This is a genomic window from Pseudomonas sp. NFIX10 (assembly GCF_900111955.1).
Classification (GTDB): domain Bacteria; phylum Pseudomonadota; class Gammaproteobacteria; order Pseudomonadales; family Pseudomonadaceae; genus Aquipseudomonas; species Aquipseudomonas fluorescens_AA.
Window position 1 is genome coordinate 1 of the sequence record NZ_FOKH01000016.1, and the last position, 18,554, is coordinate 18,554.

The window sequence follows — 18,554 nt, forward strand, 5'->3', positions numbered from 1 at the left end:
TGCGCTTTCTGATTGGACAGAGCTAACTGCTCTTCAAGCTCTTTGATACGTTGCTCTGGCGTTAATGGTCGGTTTTTGTCGGGCATAGACCCCATCCTCGGCGAGCCAATGTATGTGCCTGGGCTCCAATCCTGTCGACCGTGCTTGCGTAACCACGTCAGAACGGTCGTTTTGCCTTGAATCCCGTAGCGCTCCTGAGCCTCTTTATAACTCAGCTCGCCTTTTTCGACCTGATCAACAACCGATAATTTAAAGGTCAGCGTGTAGTCGCGCTGACTACGCCTTTTTGCTGATTTCATTACGCCCTCCTGAAAACGGATCAGAAGGTGTAAACCTTATTCAGGACGGGACACAGCCATAAAAAAGAGGACAGCCATACATAGAATCCATAGCTGTAGCCAGTGACCGTTACTCGTCCGTCGCCATCATTCCACATGCTCGTGTACAGGTACGACGATAGACCGAGGAGCGTGGCGCACAAGGCGCTAATCAGGCGCCGTCTCGCTCTCTTATGTGAGAAAAATGCCACGATGAAGAAGGGATTGGCCAACCAAGCAGCACTATCACCCAATAGTGCTAGAAACCCGAAGCAAAGAGCTTCGTAGCCGTAGGTGACGCTCTCAAATTCCCATACTTCGTTTCGGGTGTTGATGGCTGGCAACATGAGGCTGACGGCAAAAAGGGCCAAGCTTAAGTCTCGAGCTTCTAATCGAAGTGGGTGGAATTTCATCAGCTCTCCCTGCTGTAGAAAAGTATCGTCCGGCAAAGGCTACACCAAGAAAGGGTTAGCCTCTCGGCGCAAGTTGGGGACCGGGCGGTTACGTTCGAAAGGCAGCAGCCCTCCAGATAGTGGCGATTAGGTGGCATGATTAGCGCTCACCTAAGGAGAGACGCATGCAATTTTTACAAAAAGAAAAACGCCATTATCTGACTGACGAGTTTATCGGTACGGAGCAAGGGTGTGGCATATTCATACCGGCCAACAAAGCGCTCTACAACTTCGTGCGAGAAAATCCCAGTCATACCGATCATGCGCAGGTGGCTTCAAAGGCGCTGATCATTGGTCGCAGCCTGGCGGCATCGGTCGAGCGTCGCACCAAGGATGAGGAGGATGGCTATGAGGGCTCCACAGGAGGCTTCTATTCGCGGTTGGCTAAATCTATTTGCAGCTCAGACGTAGGTTTGGAAGCGTCCCTTCTTCCAGTCGGGGAAAGGCTTGCCGGATCTGTCTGTACCGCCGTGAATAAGGTGCATTCTCGGCTCTGCGAGGCCATCAGTACCGTCACTAACAAGGACGCAAGCAGCTTCGCTTCGAAGTATCTGCACTTCCACTATCCGACTTTGTTTCCAATGGTTGATTCGCGAGCCAGGGAAGCGTTGAAGTGGATCGCGGATGAGGAGGGGCTGGTTTTCGCTCCGACCACGGCGGGCATGTCAAAAAATTACGCAACCTACGTAAGCTTCTACATACACGTTCGTAGCCTGTTTGAAGAAGAACTTGGCCGGGAAATCAGCCTTAGGCAGATGGATAATATTCTGCTTAATCGTTACGACAATTGGATTTAGGAGACCGTATGAAGCGGACTATGGTCGTCGCGATCGCGATCGCGATTCTGAGCGGGTGCACGACGGGGCCCGCCTGGAAGATATCCAGTGAGAGTGAAGTATTCCCCAAAAGAACCAGTTTGATCGTCACGACTGGAAACTACACAGCGGGTAACTCGTTTCTTAATATTTCGAACATATCTCCAGTTGTACGTAAAGAGGGCGAGGAGATCTATGTCGGACTGATGTCCAATGGAGATGTTCGGATTCCGATCGTAACGGCTCAAATATGGATTGATCAGAACGAGGTATGGACAATCTCGTCTCAGGAGACCCCTATGATCTTGGGGAAGCCATCTCTGGAATATGAATTGGGACCACGTTCGGAGCTAACAAGACAAGCCCAGGCGCAGGGTTTGAATATTTACAAAATATTGGGTGGTTGCGCAGTGACTGGAGGGGACAAAGCCAAGGCAATTCTTAAACAGATGCTCAGGGGCAACGTTTTAAGATTCAGGACGATTGGTATCGATAAAAACGTGTCTCCGATACAGAAAGTAGTATTGGATGAGTCGTTCTCTCAATCGCTCGGATGGGCTGGGATTGATCAGAAGAGTTTATAAACCTCTGCATTGCGTCTGGCGTGGGTTGTCTCTAGCGTCAGCACTAGCGGTCCCGATGGTCATTAACCGATTCCAATCGAATGCGTAGACCGGAAATAAAAGGGAATGGATTCTAGTGCTGTGCTGACGCGTTCCTGAAAGGGGGGGCGGTTTTGCTGATCGTGGGTCACGACGAGGTGTTGTTCGGCTGGTTGGCGGTTTAGCAATTTTTCAAAGAGTAAGGCGGGGGCAACTCCCTGGTGCTCTGCGTCCAATTCTTCCTGATCGACAAGCCCGGCTTCCATTCGGGCTCGGGCTTGACAATGCCCTTGTCGCTTCGGCGCGTAGATCGACCGCTATGAAACCACACAGTGGCGCGCCGGGGCAGGGTGTCATTGGTCGGCGACTTGTCTAGATCGGGGGGTTATGCCGTGTCAAGGGTTGCCACTCAGGTTGTCGGCGACTACCCTGAAAATGTTTGGATTGTTACGAGAAAATTCAAGCGTGGCAATTTTCGGTCAACCGACTTAAGGATGAGGTGAATACAATGTTTTCTCATGAAGGTTCTGCAATAGAGGTGTTGCTATTTATTTTTGGCTTTGCCGGCTTTGCCCTGGCACTGTGGTTTGCTCATGCCTATTTTGAGCGAAAGACTAAAAATGGTGTAAAAAAACAACATTCAGCTCATCGGGGCAGTTAAGCATCGGCTGATGCTGCTTCCCAAGAATTTTTAATCCTCAGAAACAACAAGCCCGCACACTCATGATGAGGCGCGGGCTCTCGAGACCCAAGCCTGCAATCAGAGACGCATGCCTTTGAACGGGTTCCAGCCTTGCTCGCCTTTCACTTCTTTGAGGTAGTACGCGTAGTTGGCCATGAGTGCGTACATCATCGACATGGCGATGCTCAAGCCTGTACTCAAGGGACGGGGAAACTCCATGCCGATGAGTGCGAAAATCACGCTCAATGCGATATTGATCGCCAGGAAAATACCCAGCAGGGCCAGGTTTTTCTTCCAGAGGCCCAGGACAAACAAATAGATAGGGCCGAAGAAAAACGCAATCACGTTGGCGTTGATGAGGATTTTCTTCTTGACGCCAGGCAGCGTCTTGACGGCTTCCTTGTAGCGCGGGTCGTTTGGCGCACCGTAGGTGTCAAAGAAGTCGAAGCGTTCCTGCCACTTGGCGCTGTATTTGCCAGTGCTTTGTACCTGTTCAGTCGTACTCATTTCCAAGGCTCCTGTTTTCCATAATAGTTGTCTTTCTTCCAAGAAATCCTGTGCTCTGGTCTAGAGCATTGGTTACGTTGGTTTTGTCGAAGATTCGGGCGAGTCGTCCGGGGTATTTATTTTGCCGCTTTATGACCGTTGATGTGGAACATTCCGCATTGGCAGCTTGAGCGGTCGCTTGGTCTGTGACGCGCTTCACTCTATTTGTTTCAATGGCACCTACTGCTGCAAGGCCGTCAGGTAGTCAGTCGCCTTGCGGTACTTTTCAATTCGATCCAGGTCTTTCTGGCTTGGCTCGCTTATGCGGGATAAATCGCTGTTTTCCGCAAGGTCAGCCAGCTTCACTCGGCGCGCGATCGGGTCGCGTGCAGCCCGCTCGATAAAGGCCTGGTAAGTCTCGCCTTCGCGTTTGGTGAGCGCGTCGATGGCGCCCAGGATTGCTTCGCTGAAGCCTTCATTACGCAGGTCGGCGAGGGTTGTCGCGGTGTCTTCGACCACGTCGTGCAGCACCGCCACGATGCGCTCTTCGTCATGGGCCAGGCGCAGCATGACCTTCAGGGGGTGCAAAATGTAAGGAGCGCCGCCCTTATCCACTTGCCCTTCATGGGCCAGCGCGGCAATCGATATCGCTTTTTCAAGGGTGCTCATGGTATTCACCTATGACGTAGTGGCAGTTTGAATGACGCCCATTTTGAATCGGGAAATGGGGCACGGTACGCGCTCATCGCGGGCTTTACGACGGATAGGATTCGCCGAGTTGACGGATATAGGTCCGCCAAGAAGTTTTCGCCATGAAGATTCAGCTTCATACTCCCGGCTTTTTCACAGTGAATAACCAGAAGAGGCGATGTTTTGTCGAGCGAACAACCCCATTTGCATGAGTTAAAGCTGAAGCACATTTACGACGGTTTCAAGCAATTGATCCCCCTCGCTCTTTTTGTCGTCGTGTTCGGCGTTGCTTTCGGCCTGGCGGCTGCGCAAACGGGCTTGAGCGATACGTCAGCCGTGCTCATGAGCACCTTGGTTTTTGCCGGCGCTTCTCAATTTGCCGCGTTGGATCTGTGGGGGCAGCAAGTGCCGGTGGTTCCGCTGATGATCACCGTCTTCGCCATCAACGCCCGGCACTTGTTGATGGGCGCGACGCTTTACCCGTGGTTGCGGGAGTTACCGGTTGCCAAACGCTACGGCGTGATGCTGGTTGTCTCGGATGCCAACTGGGCCATGGCGATGCAGGCGTTCAGTCAGGGCAAGCCGGGGCTGGGGATTTTATTTGGTGGTGGCATTGCACTGTGGGTCACTTGGATCCTGGGGAGTTGGCTGGGGCTTCATTTTGGCAGCGCTATCGAGAACCCGGTCAGTTTCGGGCTCGATATGGTGATGGGCTGTTTCTTGTTGGCGATGGTCGTGGGCGGGAAAAAGAACCTGCGCATGCTCATCATCTGGACCGTGGCGGCCTGCTCATCGCTGTTGGCCTATTGGTATTTACCGGCTAACAGTCATGTCGTGGTGGGGGCTTTGGCGGGGGGCATTCTGGGAGCACTGTGGATGGAGAAAAAACAATGAATATTGAAACGGCGGGGTATGGCACCTTGCTGGTCGTATTGATAATGGCCGCCGTGACATTGGCGACTCGGTGGGGCGGTGTTTTTGTGATGTCCTTCGTGCCGATCAACTATCGGGTGCAGCAGTTCATCACGGCCATGTCGGGCTCGGTGCTGGTGGCGGTGCTGGCGCCACTGGCGGTTAAAGGTGACAACGGTGCGCGGCTGGCCCTGCTGACCACAGCGGTCATCATGCTGATACTGAAAAAGCCCTTGCCGGCGATTGCCGCCGGCATCCTGGCCGCTGCCTTAGCCAGGCAATTGTGACGCCGGGAGTCGCCCGCCGGCGGGCGATGAATCCAATCGATGCGCAGGTCAGTAGTTGAGTGCAGCGGCCTCCCCGAACGAGTGCTCTTGCACACCCGCCAGGAGGTGCAGGGGGATGTCTGGTTTCGTCTCGTTGGACGCAATCTCGAAACTCCCTACCACCTGTCCCTGAAGCGCACTCAGCCGTATCGACTCTTCTTCCTTTGCCTTTGCCATTCTCGCGTGGTTCGCTGCGATTTCGTTGAGAGTTGACACGGTACATCTCCGTTTGCTGACCAAGCATTGATTGATTTGCCGCCGCGTCAGAATTACGTCGTTCTTGGCCGCTGGAGCAAGCCGGTGCAAACCCTAAGCCAGACTTTGTCGTCGGTTGGCCGTAACGTTCGACAAGCGACGAATGGCGGGGAAAGCACCCAGGCAGACGCGTTCGACGCCGCAACGTTGCAACCATGCCTCAACAATAAGTCACTGATAATACAAACCGACCCATTCGAAACGATTGTGTGTGCCGGGCCGGTCCACGTCTTCGATGTCAACCTCGATCACTCTGAATCGACGCCATAGGCTGCCGGCGCGGGTGTCGCTTTTTTAAATGCCACGATCACTGCGATGCCGATCAGGCTGGTGGCGAATGCCAGCAGCAGGATCACCTGTTGCGTGCCGATCGGCGCGGCCAGCACTGCGACCAACAGGCCTGCCAGCGGTTGGGACAAGTTGTTGAGCAGTGTAATGACGCCAACGGTCTTGCCAAAATCCTGGGGCGGAATGACTTGTTGGCGGATGCTGCGCATGTACACGTTGAACATCTTGTCGAAGCCGACGACCAGCAGGAAACCGACCACATAGCCCCAGGCATGGGGGCTGAACGCGGTGATGAACGCGCCGGCGGCAATCAACGTGTATGACAGGGCACCCAGCAATTTCAAGGGCAGCGTGACCCGCGCCAGGAAGAACAGGATGACGATGGTGGTCACGGCACCGGCCGCCTGCACCCCGGCGTAATAATCCTTGCCGGCGCTGTATTGACCGATGACCATGGCCGCCGAGGTGGCGAGTGTGACACCGATAATCAAGTTGACGCCCACCGCCAGGCTGATGACCTTCTTCAGTTCCGCCAGGTTGCGGATATGGCCGAAAGCGATGCGCAACGGGTTGAGCCAGAGGTCGTGATGTTGCTCGAACGTTTCCAGGGTGACCGAACTGGTGCGCTGCCAGTACAGCATCGCCAGGTCCGCCAGCAGGAACAGCCCGGCTATCGCCAGCACCACCCAGTGCCACGCCCACACCTCAAGCATCAGCGCGGCGAGCAACGGGCCCAGCACCAGGCCGGTCTGGTCGGCGATTTGCGAGTACGACAGGGTCTTGGTGTAGGTGTAGTGCTTGAATATGTAAGGCATCACCACTTCGCGGGCCATGATGCCCTGGGTGGTCAGTACGCCACACAACGCCGAGAGGGCCACGATCCAGTAGATGCCGCCAAAGATCGCGTACAGGACCACTGCCGCGACACACGCCGCGGCGCGATAGACCTGGCTGATGTGCAGGATGCGGATGGGCGAGAACTTGTCGCACAGGGCGCCGCAAATCGGGAACGACAAGTAGCGCGGCAGGGACTCGACGAAGAAGGCCAGGCCCGCCCAGGAAACGCTATTGGTGGTCTGGAACACAATCAGCGGGACGATGAACAACAGTATCTGGTCGGCCAGCCGGGAGAGGAACATTGAGGTGAAAAAAGCCAGGTAATCCTTGCGCATGGTGTTCTCGTGTCGAGGAGCGGGGAGCCGGTTGAAGCTCAATAGGCAGAGCCGGACGCGTCATTCAGGTTGTGTCGCTCGTCGCCCTTGAGGGGTGGATTGAAGACGCTGACCAGGATCAGGTCCTGGTCTTTCCCGCCGCGCAGGTAATGACGGTCATGCTGGTCGAGTACGTAGATATCGCCGGGGCGAATCGGGTACACGTTGCCCTCCATGTCTTCGACTTCACCCTCACCGGCAATGCAGTAGCAGGCTTCGAGGTGGTTGCGATAGTGCAGCAATGACTCTGTGCCGGCGCGCACTACGGTATGGCACACGGTGTAGCCCATCCCGCCTTTTTCGGTCAGCAACCGATGGCTGGTGCCGGCTCCCCACTCGACGAAGTGGGCGGTTTTTTCGATGTCGGATTTGTTGCGAACAAACATACCTGTCTCCTGGGTGATATTACGGCGTGATCAGTGTCGGGCAGGCCGGCGCATCGACGACAAAGTCGGCGTAGCCCAGCATGGCGCTGTCCCAATGGACATCGCGGTGCGCCACCATGGCCTGCAGGTCGCGCCAATGACGATGCAGCGAGTTGTCACGGGTCATGGACGAGGCACCCGCATGTTCCACCAGGCGCTGGATGGCTTGAAGGCAAAGCCGCGCCACGTAGCTGCGATCGCGCTTGAGCCGCAGCAGTTCGTCCATGGACAGCGGCCGTCGCGCCAGGCCGGACTCATGCAGCATGGACACCAGCGTGGTGTACAAGGCCGTTGCGGCCGACAATTGCGCGGCGCTGTGGGCCAGCCGTTCCCTGGTAGGGGCCGAGGCCGGGGTTTTCTGCTGTCTCAGTGATTCGAGATGACTGGCATAAGCCCCTTCGGCACAGCCCAGCACGGGCCCGAGAAGGGACGTGGTGATAAAAGGCACGATCGGCACGCTGTACAGGTAGTCGCCAGCTAATTCGCTCATGCGATGGGCGAAGATCTCCTCGAGGCGGAACACCTGTTCGGCGGGCACCAGGACGTCCCGCAACAACACATCGTGCGAGCCCGTGGCCGCCATGCCGCAGGTGTCCCACGTGTCCAGTATCTCCACATCGCGGGTCGACACCACCACCAGCATCCGCTCCGGACCGGGTGTGCCGTCGTGATCGGTCACGGGGGCGTTGAGCAACAGCCAGGTGGCGTGCCCGATCCCCGAGCTGAAGCGCCAGGTGCCGTTGACCCGAATACCGTCCGCGTCCGCCGACAACCGGCTGTGAGGGCCGACCGATGCGGAGGCGAATAGCTGCGGCCGACCATTCTCGAACAAGCGGTGCTGGCATGCCTGGCTCAGGCGACCGGCAATGGCGGCATGTCCACCCACCAGGCTGATCATCCAGGCTGTCGAGGCGCAGGCGCGGGCAGCCAGCCGCGAAGCTTCCATCAGCATGGGCCAGCCGGGCGCGTCCAGGGGCTCACGGCGAGGGGAGACCAGTTCAAGCAAGCCATCGTCGAACAATTCGTCGAACGTCGCCTGGCTCAATGTTCGATTCCGCTCGGCCTCGGTCGCGCGTTGCTGCCAGTGCGCCAGGCGTTGTCGGACTCGCTCCACCGGCGTTGGCCGGCTCGCCTCGCCGAGGCGGTGCATGCTTTCGTCACGCATCGGCGCGCTCCTCTTCGCGCGGCAGCGGGGCGCGAGTCACATAGCCAATGGCCGAAGGCTCGAAGCAAAACCCTTCAGGCTGGTGGATCGGGCCCAGTACGTTGAGGAATTGCTCGAGTCGGGCCCCATCGTCCGTGGCAACGAACTCATAGAAATTCGTACTGTTCCACAGCAGGTAGACGTATTTGAAATGACTGGACAGCGCTTCGACGAGCTCGGGCATCAGCACTTGGCCGTTTTGCATCTGCTCCAGCATCTGCTGGCGTTTCCAGTCGATTTCTTCCTGGGTGAAATAACGCGTCTTGAAACCGTTGTCCTTCATCCGCTCGCGCTCCAGGTACTGCCCGACATCCTCGTGGTTGAGCTTTTCCAGAAAAAACACCAGGGCACCGGGTTTCAGCAAGGGCTTGATGTGATTGACCTGGGCTTTGCGGTCGCGGCTATAGAACTGGAAGGCCGCGGTTTCATAGACGTAATCGAACCCTTCTCGGAATCGCCCGTAAGGCGCTTCCGCGAACAGTCGGGGTTGCAGGGTCAGGAACGACTGGGGATAGAACAGGGAACGCGTCGGGTCGGCGTACCGGTCGAAGTGAGCTTGGTTGGCTGTGTTGGGCGAGGTGGTGAAGGTGTTGATCAAGCCTTGGGAATGCGCAGCGAGTGCGCGCCCGTTGCTGCCATCAAACGCATCGATCTCGAAAAAACTGAAGGTTCGAGGCCCATCAGTCTGCCGGGCCTGGGAGAGCCGCGTGAGGGCGACGCCGATTCTCGCCATCTCTTCGAGAATGTACGGAACGCTCGCCAGGAAGTGCAGGAACAGCGGGCCGGCGTCCGCCACCAGTCGGTCGTGGTAGGCCACGACGTCGGCATCGGCCATGGCGTGCCGCAGATGGCTGGTCAACGACTGCGCCGGAACCTGGGTCGCACCGGTGGCCAAGCGATGGAAGTGATCGGCCAGATGCAGCATCGAGCTGCTTTTCAGGTCTTCGTCCGGGCTGAAAGGAATGGCGGGTGGGGTGGTGTCCATTTTTTATCGCTCCCTGATATCAGATCAGTCCTTTGGCGGTGACCTTTCCCGAGTCGGTTTTTGGCAACGTATCCATGAATACGCACTGGGTCGGTACCATGTGCCAGTCCAGTAACGCCTGGCAGTGTTCCAGCAGCGCCTGCTCCGTTGTGTCCTGGCAATCGGCTTCCAACACGACGCAGGCCTTGGGGACGAACCCGGCGGACTCGTCGGCGACGGGGACCACCACGACCTGTGCGACCGAAGAGTGGGACGCCAGGCATTGTTCGATTTCCCGTGGGTTCACTTTCCACAGATTGCGCGCGAACAGGTCGTCTTTCCGGCAGACGTAATACAGATAACCGTGCGCATCCCTCCGGAAGAAGTCGCCGGTACGGTAATACCTGTCCCGGCCGAAACAGTTGTATTTGAATGCCCTGGCTGTCTCTTCAGGCATCTTCCAATATTCCAGCATCAAATAATCGCTGCTCACCAGAAGTTCGCCGACCACGTCCGGTTCTATAATCGGCTCGTCATGTTCGTCGACGATCACGGCCTGCACGCCTTTAAGCGGCTTGCCTACCGAGCCGGGGTACTGTGCGATATCGGTTGGTGGCAGATAACTGACTCGCTTGCATTCGGTAAGACCGTAGTTGGAAAAGATATCGACGTTGGGCAGTGCCTGTCTTATTTGTTGAATGTGCCGTGGATAAAGCGGTTGGCCACTGCTGGATATATAACGAAGCGAGGGTAATTGCCGTTGCCAATGCTTGCCCATGCTGGCCAGCAGGAAAAACACCGGTGGGAAGACATGCAGGCCGGTCACCTGTTCTCGCCTGATCACTTCGAGCACGTCGTCGGCACAGTTCGCGGGTTGGCTTTCGATCACGGCCGTGCCGCCAAAGAACAACGGCATCATGATGTTATAGACGCCATAGTCGGAAGCCAGGGTCGAGTAACTGAGGATGACATCGCTGGCGGTATTGCCCAGGTAATCGATGACGCTGGTCGCGGCCGCGATCATGATGGGGTGGTTGACCACCACACCCTTGGGGTTGAAGGTGGATCCGGAGGTGTAGAAGATCGAGGTCGGCAGGCGTTCGTCGATAGCGGGAAGCGGTTTTTCCAGGTCCTCCGGCGTCAGTGCTTCCAGGGCTTTTGCAAGGCTGGGGGCGTCTGCCGGGAGGTCCTGGGGCGCACCGAACACAAGGATCGTCTCCAGCTTCGCCGCCGAGGCCAGCACCCCTGGATCCTCGTAGCGATCAGTGAGCAATACCCGGGCATCGGTGTGCTCCAGTTGGTAGAGCAGTTTGCTGCGGCTGTAGGTGGGGTGTGTCGCGGCAGTGATTGCGCCGATCTTCAATACGCCCAGAAAAGCCGCGATCAAGTCTGCGCTGATCCGCGAGTACAGGGCCACGCGGTCGCCACGCTTGACGCCGCACTTGATCAGCAAAGCGGCGATCGATGTGGCGCGCTTTTCCAGGGTGTCATACCGAGTGTGGACACCGTCGATGACCAGTGCTGATTTACCAGGCGTAAGACGGGCATTGTTTTCGAAGAAATGATGAAAAAGAGGCATCAGCGATCCCTTTGCATTAACTGCCTGTCGTTTCAATTGAATCGAAGATTCACCAGGACGGCGATACTTATCGGCGAGAAGAAATACACGCCAGTGCAGGGTCGAGAAGAGTATTCAGAGGCAATAGGCAGTGGGGCGCCGAGAGGCGGCATAAGCGTGATCTCCTTGTTGTTTTTATTGCCATCCATGATGAAGCTGTAGCTTGAAGTCGGCCTGATAGTTCCATTGAGAAGTTTGACTGTCAAGCTTGCCGGGCCGAGCTGGCGCAAGGTTTTTGTCACGGTGTCGTGACAATATTAGATGTCCGCAGAAAGTGTGGGAAATTGCCTAAGTATCAGTTTTCAACCTAAGTAAGAATATTCTTGAAACCCAGTAGGCCCGCGTACTGATAAAAACGGAATGTTGCCTCGGTTGTAGGGGGCTTGTATCCACGGTTGCGGCTGCACGAACGATGACCGTGCCGATCGTCTACATTGACAGGGGGATATCCCCTTTCTTGAGAGCATTACCATGTTCACATCACGCTCGTTGATTGCAGCTTTAACCTGCCTCGCCCTGGTGGCGGCTTCCGAGGTTGTCGTGGCGGACCCGGGTAACGGCAAGGGCAACGCCCAATTCGATCAAGGCCAGGGCCACGGGCAAGGAGGTAAAGGTGGGCAGGGCAACAAGGGGGGGCAGGGCAATCCCGGCAACAAGGGCAACCAAGGCGGCAAGGGTAACCAAGGCGGTGGCGGCGGAGATTGGCACAACGGCCCGAGCATTGACCGTGGCGGCATTCTGGGTGTGATTGGCGGCTATCGCGATTATTGGAGCCCCGGCCCGGCACTGCCGCCCGGTATCCAGAAAAACCTGGCCCGAGGCAAGCCGTTGCCCCCCGGCATCGCCAAGAAGCTTGATGGCCGGCTGCTGGGGCGGTTGCCGCACTATGACGGTTATGAATGGCAGCAGGCCGGCACGGACCTGATCCTGGTGGCGATCGCCAGCGGTATCATCTACGAAGTGCTCAATGGCGCGTTCGACTGACCCGGTGTTCCAACTGAACCTCCTGTGGGAGCGAGCTTGCTCGCGATGGCGTCGTGTCAGTCACTTCATCATTGGCTGAACGGACGCCATCGCGAGCAAGCTCGCTCCCACAGTTGTCGCGGGTGTTCACGCAACTGGCATTCACCACAAAGCCCTTGTGGGACAGGGGGTGTATCAGCTTTCAAGTTGTCGCAGGCGCTTGTACAGGGTATTGCGGCTGACGCCCAACCGTCGCGCCAGGTGTGAAATGTTTCCGCCCACGGCCTGCAATTGGCGGTTCAGGTCTTCGGCATCGTTGAGGTCCACCCTCAGCGGCTCCGGTGTTTCCACCGGCTCCATTTCCAAGTCGACAAAAAAGTCGTCGGGCAGGTGCTCCGGCCGGATCGGCTGTTCCTCGGCCATCGCCAGGGCCACTTGCAGCACGCTGCTGACCTGTCGCAGGTTGCCCGGCCAGGGATGGCGTTCGAACAGGTCCAGGACCTCACGGCTCAGGCCGGCCCATTGGGTCGGTTCGCGGTGGTGTTCCCAGAGGCGTTTGAACAGCGCCTGCTTGTCGCTGCGTTCGCGCAGGGGCGGCAGTTCCAGGGTCAGGCCGCCGATGCGGTAGTACAAGTCTTCGCGAAACCGGCCCAGTTGCACCTGTTCGCGCAGCGAGCGGTTGGTGGCGGAGATGATACGGATGTCTACCGGGAACAACTCGGCGCTGCCCACCGGCTGCACGCAACGCTCCTGCAAGACCCGCAACAGTCGGGCCTGGGTCGGCAGGGGCATGTCGCCGATTTCGTCGAGGAACAGCGTACCGCGGTCGGCCTTGCGGATCAGGCCGATGCTGCCTTTCTGGTTGGCGCCGGTGAACGCGCCTTTTTCGTAACCGAACAATTCAGATTCCACCAGCTCGGCGGGGATCGCCGCGCAGTTGACGGCAATGAACGGCTGTTTGCAGCGCGAGCTGGCCTGATGCAGGGCTTTGACGAACACTTCCTTGCCGACGCCGGTCTCGCCATGGATCAGCAGCGGAATATCCTTCTCCAGCAAGCGCTCGGCCTGGCGCACGGCTTTTTCCACACGGCTGTCACCGAAGTGCAGGGTATTGAGGCTGATGGCGTTGCTAGCGGGGGCTGGCGCAGGCGTCGCCTCGGTGAACACCCGTGCTCTGATCGACACTTGGCTCGGGCGCCTGAGCAAGCACTGGAATCGATTGCTGCCAGACGCTTGCAGGGCGAACGGCAGGCCGTCGGGTTGGTTCAGCAGTTCCAGCAGCGAAACCTTGAACAGGCTTTCAATGCTCACCCGTGACAGGCTCAGGCCCAGCAGGTTGTCGGCCCGGCGGTTGGCGGAAAGCACCTGACCGCTCTCGTCGAAGATCAGCAGCCCGGCCCATTGGCTGTCGAGGTTGTTCAAGCCGGTGTTGAAGGTCAGCTGGAAGTGTTCACCGCGAAACAGGTTGAGGATCAGCCGGTTCTCCACGGTCTGGCTCATCATCTTGACCATGCCCAGGGTGTGGGATGGCGGCAGGTAGCTGTCGCTGGAGACGTCCAGCACGGCGATGACCTTGCGCTCGGCGTCGAAGATCGGCGCGGCGGAGCCGGTCATGAAGCGGTTGGCCTTGAGGAAGTGTTCATCGTGCTCGATGTGCACTGCCTGTTCGCAGGCCAGCGCGGTGCCGATGGCGTTGGTGCCGGTGCAACGCTCCATCCAGCTCGCCCCGGCGCTGAAGCCATGGGCCAGTTTCGGCTCGATGAAGCGCTGGGTGCCCCAGGAGGTCAACACCTGGCCCTGGTTGTCGGCCAGCATGATCAGGCAATTGGAGTTGCTCAGGATGTTCTCGTAATACGGCAAGACTTCCTGATGGGTGGTCTGCACCAGCGAATGCTGGCTCTCCAGCAACTGGGCGATGCCTTGGGCGGGCAACTGATCGAAGGTCGGCACGCTCTGGTGATTCAGGCCAAAGGCGCGGCAACGGGACCAGGAGGCCTGGATGATGGCCTCGTGGGACAAGGCTGGTGCAGGTGCGGCCATGGGGCACTCTCGCAGGTGCTGTTTTTATTGTTGTGGCAAGTCTCGCACAGACTCCTTGTGCTGGGGCAAGCCTGAATAGCACGTAATAACACAGGCCATTGTGGGAGCGAGCTTGCTCGCGATAGCGGTGGATCAGCAGCATTGATGTGACTGACACACCGCTATCGCGAGCAAGCTCGCTCCCACAAAGGGCATGGCCAGGCTAACCGAAAACGTTCATTCAGTGTTGTTCAAAATTGTTCATTGTCAACCCTTGAATTGTTCAGTTGTTCAGTCGTGGCTGTTCACTTGTGTTCATCTGCGAACGTGTTGTGCTCAGGTTTTTTTAAAAAAATAAGCCAGGTCAATGGCTTGTGATTTCTGGCACGGCTTTCGCTTTGCAACTCGGGTCGCTTGACTCCAAATAATAAAAAGGCCGAGCCATGTCATTAAAGCTTGAGCACATCTGTCGCACCGTCGAAGGCCAGACCTGGATCGACGATGCCAATCTGAGTTTCGAACCCGGATCCTTCAACGTCCTGTTGGGCCGCACGCTGTCCGGCAAGACCAGCCTCATGCGGCTGATGGCCGGTCTGGACAAGCCCGACAGCGGCCGCATCCTGATGAACGGCGTCGACGTCACCCACCGCCCGGTGCGGCTGCGCAACGTGTCGATGGTTTACCAGCAGTTCATCAACTACCCGACCATGACCGTTTTCGAAAACATCGCCTCGCCGTTGCGCCAGGCCGGTGTGTCCGACGAAGTCATCCAGAGCAAGGTGCTGGAAACCGCCAGGATGCTGCGGATCGAGAAATTCCTCAAACGTCATCCATTGGAGCTGTCCGGCGGCCAGCAGCAGCGCACGGCCATGGCCCGGGCGCTGGTCAAGGACGCCGAACTGATCCTGTTCGACGAGCCCCTGGTGAACCTGGACTACAAGCTGCGTGAAGAGCTGCGCCAGGAAATGCGCGAGCTGTTCCAGGCCCGCCACACCATCGCTGTCTACGCCACCACCGAACCTAACGAAGCGCTGGCCCTGGGCGGCACCACCACGATCCTGCATGAGGGCCGGGTGATTCAGAGTGGCAAGTCGTCTTCTGTCTATCACCAGCCACAAACCGTGCTGGCCGCCGAGTTGTTTTCCGAACCGCCGATCAACCTCATGCCGGGTCGTATCGCCGGCAATGAAGTCAGCTTCGCCAATTTCGTGCACTTCCCGCTGAACGTCGACCTGCGCCCGGTGGGCGAGGGCGAGTTCCGTTTCGGCGTGCGCCCCAGCCATATTTCCCTGGTGCCGAGCAACGACGACGACCTCGAACTGGCGGTGACCGTCGAAGTGGCCGAGATCAGCGGCTCGGAGACGTTCCTGCACGTGCGCAACGAACATTTCCTGCTGGTGCTGCACTTGCCAGGGGTACATGAGTACGACGTGGATGCGCCGATTCGCATCTACATTCCGACCCATAAACTGTTTGTTTTCGACGCCCAGGGCAAGCTGGTCCAAGCCCCAGGGCAGCGTATCGCGAGGGTTGCCTGATGGCTGAAATTCGTTTGCAGAACCTCGCCCACAGCTACACCAGCACTCCGGTGGGCCCCGAGGATTACGCGATCCGCGAGATGAACCACATCTGGGAGCAGGGCGGCGCCTATGCGCTGCTCGGACCTTCGGGCTGCGGCAAGTCCACCTTGCTCAACATCATTTCCGGCTTGCTCAGCCCTTCCGAAGGGCAGGTGATGTTCGACAGCAAAGTCGTCAACGACCTGACCCCGGAGCACCGCAACATCGCCCAGGTGTTCCAGTTCCCGGTGGTGTACGACACCATGACGGTGTTCGACAACCTGGCGTTTCCGTTGCGCAACCAGGGCATGGCCGAAGCGCGGATCCACACCAAGGTGCAGGAAATCGCCGAGGTCCTGGACCTGCAGAACCTGCTGGACAAAAAGGCCCGCAACCTCACCGCCGATGAGAAGCAGAAAGTCTCCATGGGCCGCGGGCTGGTGCGCGACGATGTGTCGGCGATCCTGTTCGACGAGCCACTGACGGTGATCGACCCGCACCTGAAATGGAAACTGCGGCGCAAGCTCAAGCAGATCCATGAGCAGTTCAACATCACCATGGTCTACGTCACCCACGACCAGTTGGAAGCTTCGACGTTCGCCGACAAGATCGCGGTGATGTACGGCGGCCAGATCGTGCAGTTCGGCACGCCCCGGGACTTGTTCGAGCGTCCGAGCCACACCTTTGTCGGCTACTTCATCGGCAGCCCGGGGATGAACCTGATCGAGGTCACGGCGCAGCCCGGCGGTGTCGGTTTCGCCTCGACCCACTTGCCGCTATCGGAAACCTTGCAACGTCGTGTCGCCGAAGCCGAAGGCAAAAGCCTGAAGGTCGGTATCCGACCCGAGTTCGTGCATGTCTGGGATGGCCCCTACGACGACGCGATGCGGGCTGATGTGGTGCACGTCGAAGACCTGGGCACCTACAAGATCCTGACCCTCAACCTCGATGGCGCACCGCTGAAGGTCCGCCTGGCCGAAGACAAGCCGGTGCCGGAAGGCACGGCGTACATCAGTTTTCCGGTCCAATGGCTGATGGTCTATGCCGATGAATACCTGCTGGAACCATTGAGCGAGGTGCAGCCATGAACAAGGTGCAGAACAACAAGGCCTGGTGGCTGGTATTGCCGGTATTCCTGCTGGTGGCCTTCAGCGCCGTGATTCCGATGATGACCGTGGTCAACTATTCGGTGCAGGACATCTTCGACCAATCCAGCCGTTACTTCGTCGGCGCCGACTGGTACAAGCAGGTGTTGCTCGATCCGCGGCTGCATGACTCGCTGTTGCGCCAGTTCATCTACTCGGCGTGCGTGCTGCTGATTGAAATTCCCCTCGGCATCGCCATCGCCCTGACCATGCCGACCAAGGGCAAATGGTCGTCCCTGGTGCTGATCATCCTGGCGATTCCGCTGCTGATCCCGTGGAACGTGGTGGGCACCATCTGGCAGATTTTCGGCCGCGCCGACATCGGTTTGCTGGGCTCGACCCTTAACGGCCTGGGCATCAACTACAACTATGCGGCCAACACCATGGACGCCTGGGTCACCGTTTTGGTGATGGATGTCTGGCACTGGACTTCGTTGGTGGCGCTGCTGTGCTATTCGGGGCTGCGAGCGATTCCCGACGTGTACTACCAGGCCGCGCGGATCGACCGGGCGTCGAACTGGGCAGTGTTCCGTCACATCCAGTTGCCGAAGATGAAGAGCGTGCTGCTGATCGCCGTGATGCTGCGTTTCATGGACAGCTTCATGATCTACACCGAGCCGTTCGTACTCACCGGCGGCGGGCCGGGCAACGCCACCACGTTTCTCAGCCAGACCCTGACGCAAATGGCCATCGGCCAGTTCGACCTGGGCCCGGCGGCGGCGTTTTCCCTGGTGTATTTCCTGATCATTCTGTTGGTGTCCTGGCTGTTCTACACCGCCATGACGCACTCCGACGCCAACCGTTGAGGCCCGCACAATGAGCAAGAAAAAGCTGATACCGCTGTTGATCTACATCCTGTTCCTGCTGGTGCCCATCTACTGGCTGCTGAACATGTCGTTCAAGAGCAACACTGAAATTCTCGGCAGCCTGACGCTGTGGCCGGCGGACTTTACCTTTCACAACTACAAGGTGATCTTCACGGACCCGAGTTGGTACACCGGGTACTTGAACTCGCTGTACTACGTAAGCCTGAACACGGTGATTTCCTTGGGCGTGGCGCTGCCGGCGGCCTATGCGTTTTCCCGCTATCGGTTCCTGGGGGACAAGCACCTGTTTTTCTGGCTGTTGACCAACCGCATGGCCCCGCCGGCGGTGTTCCTGTTGCCGTTCTTCCAGCTGTATTCGTCCATCGGGTTGTTCGACACCCACATCGCCGTGGCCCTGGCTCATTGCCTGTTCAACGTGCCGTTGGCGGTGTGGATCCTCGAAGGCTTCATGTCCGGGGTGCCGAAAGAAATTGACGAGACCGCCTACATTGACGGCTACAGTTTCCCCAAGTTCTTCGTCAAGATCTTCATTCCGTTGATTGGCTCCGGCATCGGTGTCACGGCATTTTTCTGCTTCATGTTTTCCTGGGTCGAACTGTTGCTGGCGCGCACGCTCACCTCGGTGAATGCCAAGCCGATTGCGGCGGTCATGACCCGCACCGTGTCGGCATCCGGTATCGACTGGGGCGTGCTGGCGGCGGCGGGGGTGTTGACCATCCTGCCGGGCATGCTGGTGATCTGGTTCGTTCGCAACCACGTGGCCAAGGGCTTCGCCCTGGGCCGGGTCTGAGGAG

Annotated in this window: 20 protein-coding genes and 1 pseudogene; 10 read left to right on the top strand and 11 right to left on the bottom strand. The window is 58.0% G+C overall.

The genetic code is table 11. The annotated features are described in order from the left end of the window. Together BM321_RS15930 and BM321_RS15935 are read right to left on the bottom strand one after the other, a co-directional pair. A pseudogene (locus BM321_RS15930) lies at nt 1-299 on the bottom strand (IS3 family transposase); the annotation flags it as partial. A 20-nt stretch (nt 300-319) separates the two neighbouring features. After that, nucleotides 320-730 carry a hypothetical protein gene (locus BM321_RS15935; RefSeq protein WP_092443202.1) on the bottom strand — a complete coding sequence of 137 codons (411 nt, stop codon included), beginning with the start codon at nt 728-730 and terminating at the stop codon, nt 320-322. A 164-nt stretch (nt 731-894) separates the two neighbouring features. On the opposite strand from BM321_RS15935, the gene BM321_RS15940 reads away from it, so the two are divergent. From BM321_RS15940 to BM321_RS30535, 3 genes are all read left to right on the top strand, one after another. Further along, entirely contained in the window at nt 895-1,566 is a 672-nt protein-coding gene (locus BM321_RS15940; RefSeq protein ID WP_092443203.1) for a hypothetical protein, read from the top strand. An 8-nt stretch (nt 1,567-1,574) separates the two neighbouring features. Then, nucleotides 1,575-2,168, top strand: coding sequence for a hypothetical protein (locus BM321_RS15945; protein ID WP_092443205.1), 594 nt, complete (start codon nt 1,575-1,577; stop codon nt 2,166-2,168). Between the two features lie 526 nt (nt 2,169-2,694). Then, nucleotides 2,695-2,847: a hypothetical protein gene (locus BM321_RS30535; RefSeq protein WP_175534931.1), complete on the top strand. Its 153-nt coding sequence runs from the start codon at nt 2,695-2,697 to the stop codon at nt 2,845-2,847. Between the two features lie 99 nt (nt 2,848-2,946). Here BM321_RS30535 and BM321_RS15955 read toward each other — a convergent pair whose 3' ends face one another. Beyond that, the gene (locus BM321_RS15955; protein WP_072406990.1) at nt 2,947-3,375 is read right to left on the bottom strand and encodes a DUF2628 domain-containing protein; all 429 of its coding nucleotides are present in this window, start codon (nt 3,373-3,375) and stop codon (nt 2,947-2,949) included. Between the two features lie 219 nt (nt 3,376-3,594). Beyond that, nucleotides 3,595-4,023, bottom strand: a complete 429-nt coding sequence (locus BM321_RS15960) for an HD domain-containing protein (RefSeq protein ID WP_092327223.1) — start codon at nt 4,021-4,023, stop codon at nt 3,595-3,597. Between the two features lie 204 nt (nt 4,024-4,227). Here BM321_RS15960 and BM321_RS15965 point away from each other — a divergent pair, with 204 nt between their 5' ends. Further along, nucleotides 4,228-4,938 (top strand): AzlC family ABC transporter permease, encoded by a 711-nt coding sequence (locus BM321_RS15965; protein ID WP_092166989.1) that lies wholly within the window; start codon nt 4,228-4,230, stop codon nt 4,936-4,938. Then, nucleotides 4,935-5,243: an AzlD family protein gene (locus BM321_RS15970; protein ID WP_092443208.1), complete on the top strand. Its 309-nt coding sequence runs from the start codon at nt 4,935-4,937 to the stop codon at nt 5,241-5,243. The genes BM321_RS15965 and BM321_RS15970 overlap by 4 nt, the downstream gene beginning before the upstream one ends. 48 nt (nt 5,244-5,291) lie before the next feature. On the opposite strand, the gene BM321_RS15975 is transcribed toward BM321_RS15970, so the two are convergent. From BM321_RS15975 to BM321_RS16000, 6 genes are all read right to left on the bottom strand, one after another. Then, the gene (locus BM321_RS15975; RefSeq protein WP_092443209.1) at nt 5,292-5,498 is read right to left on the bottom strand and encodes a hypothetical protein; all 207 of its coding nucleotides are present in this window, start codon (nt 5,496-5,498) and stop codon (nt 5,292-5,294) included. A 287-nt stretch (nt 5,499-5,785) separates the two neighbouring features. Then, nucleotides 5,786-6,997 (bottom strand): MFS transporter, encoded by a 1,212-nt coding sequence (locus BM321_RS15980; protein ID WP_092443211.1) that lies wholly within the window; start codon nt 6,995-6,997, stop codon nt 5,786-5,788. A 38-nt stretch (nt 6,998-7,035) separates the two neighbouring features. After that, a complete protein-coding gene (locus BM321_RS15985; protein ID WP_092443212.1) occupies nt 7,036-7,422 on the bottom strand; it encodes an ectoine synthase in 387 nt (128 codons plus the stop codon). 19 nt (nt 7,423-7,441) lie between these two features. Further along, the gene (locus BM321_RS15990; protein WP_092443214.1) at nt 7,442-8,626 is read right to left on the bottom strand and encodes an acyl-CoA dehydrogenase family protein; all 1,185 of its coding nucleotides are present in this window, start codon (nt 8,624-8,626) and stop codon (nt 7,442-7,444) included. Further along, a complete protein-coding gene (locus BM321_RS15995; RefSeq protein WP_092443216.1) occupies nt 8,619-9,650 on the bottom strand; it encodes a hypothetical protein in 1,032 nt (343 codons plus the stop codon). The genes BM321_RS15990 and BM321_RS15995 overlap by 8 nt, the downstream gene beginning before the upstream one ends. A gap of 19 nt (nt 9,651-9,669) precedes the next feature. Continuing rightward, nucleotides 9,670-11,208: a class I adenylate-forming enzyme family protein gene (locus tag BM321_RS16000; protein WP_092443217.1), complete on the bottom strand. Its 1,539-nt coding sequence runs from the start codon at nt 11,206-11,208 to the stop codon at nt 9,670-9,672. 510 nt (nt 11,209-11,718) lie between these two features. Between BM321_RS16000 and BM321_RS16005 the strand changes: the two genes are divergently transcribed. Then, nucleotides 11,719-12,231: an anti-virulence regulator CigR family protein gene (locus tag BM321_RS16005; RefSeq protein WP_092443219.1), complete on the top strand. Its 513-nt coding sequence runs from the start codon at nt 11,719-11,721 to the stop codon at nt 12,229-12,231. A 174-nt stretch (nt 12,232-12,405) separates the two neighbouring features. Here BM321_RS16005 and BM321_RS16010 read toward each other — a convergent pair whose 3' ends face one another. Then, entirely contained in the window at nt 12,406-14,250 is a 1,845-nt protein-coding gene (locus BM321_RS16010) for a sigma-54-dependent Fis family transcriptional regulator (protein WP_092443221.1), read from the bottom strand. 422 nt (nt 14,251-14,672) lie between these two features. Between BM321_RS16010 and BM321_RS16015 the strand changes: the two genes are divergently transcribed. Genes BM321_RS16015 through BM321_RS16030 form a run of 4 tightly spaced genes read left to right on the top strand, consistent with a single transcriptional unit; the run spans nt 14,673 to nt 18,550 of the window. Continuing rightward, nucleotides 14,673-15,767, top strand: coding sequence for an ABC transporter ATP-binding protein (locus BM321_RS16015; protein WP_092443223.1), 1,095 nt, complete (start codon nt 14,673-14,675; stop codon nt 15,765-15,767). Continuing rightward, a complete protein-coding gene (locus tag BM321_RS16020) occupies nt 15,767-16,876 on the top strand; it encodes an ABC transporter ATP-binding protein (RefSeq protein ID WP_092443225.1) in 1,110 nt (369 codons plus the stop codon). The genes BM321_RS16015 and BM321_RS16020 overlap by 1 nt, the downstream gene beginning before the upstream one ends. After that, nucleotides 16,873-17,739: a carbohydrate ABC transporter permease gene (locus BM321_RS16025; RefSeq protein WP_030142069.1), complete on the top strand. Its 867-nt coding sequence runs from the start codon at nt 16,873-16,875 to the stop codon at nt 17,737-17,739. Before BM321_RS16020 ends, BM321_RS16025 begins: the two co-directional genes overlap by 4 nt. A gap of 10 nt (nt 17,740-17,749) precedes the next feature. Next, on the top strand, nt 17,750-18,550 hold the full coding sequence (locus tag BM321_RS16030) for a carbohydrate ABC transporter permease (RefSeq protein ID WP_092203748.1): 801 nt from the start codon (nt 17,750-17,752) through the stop codon (nt 18,548-18,550). Nucleotides 18,551-18,554: the final 4 nt, after the last annotated feature.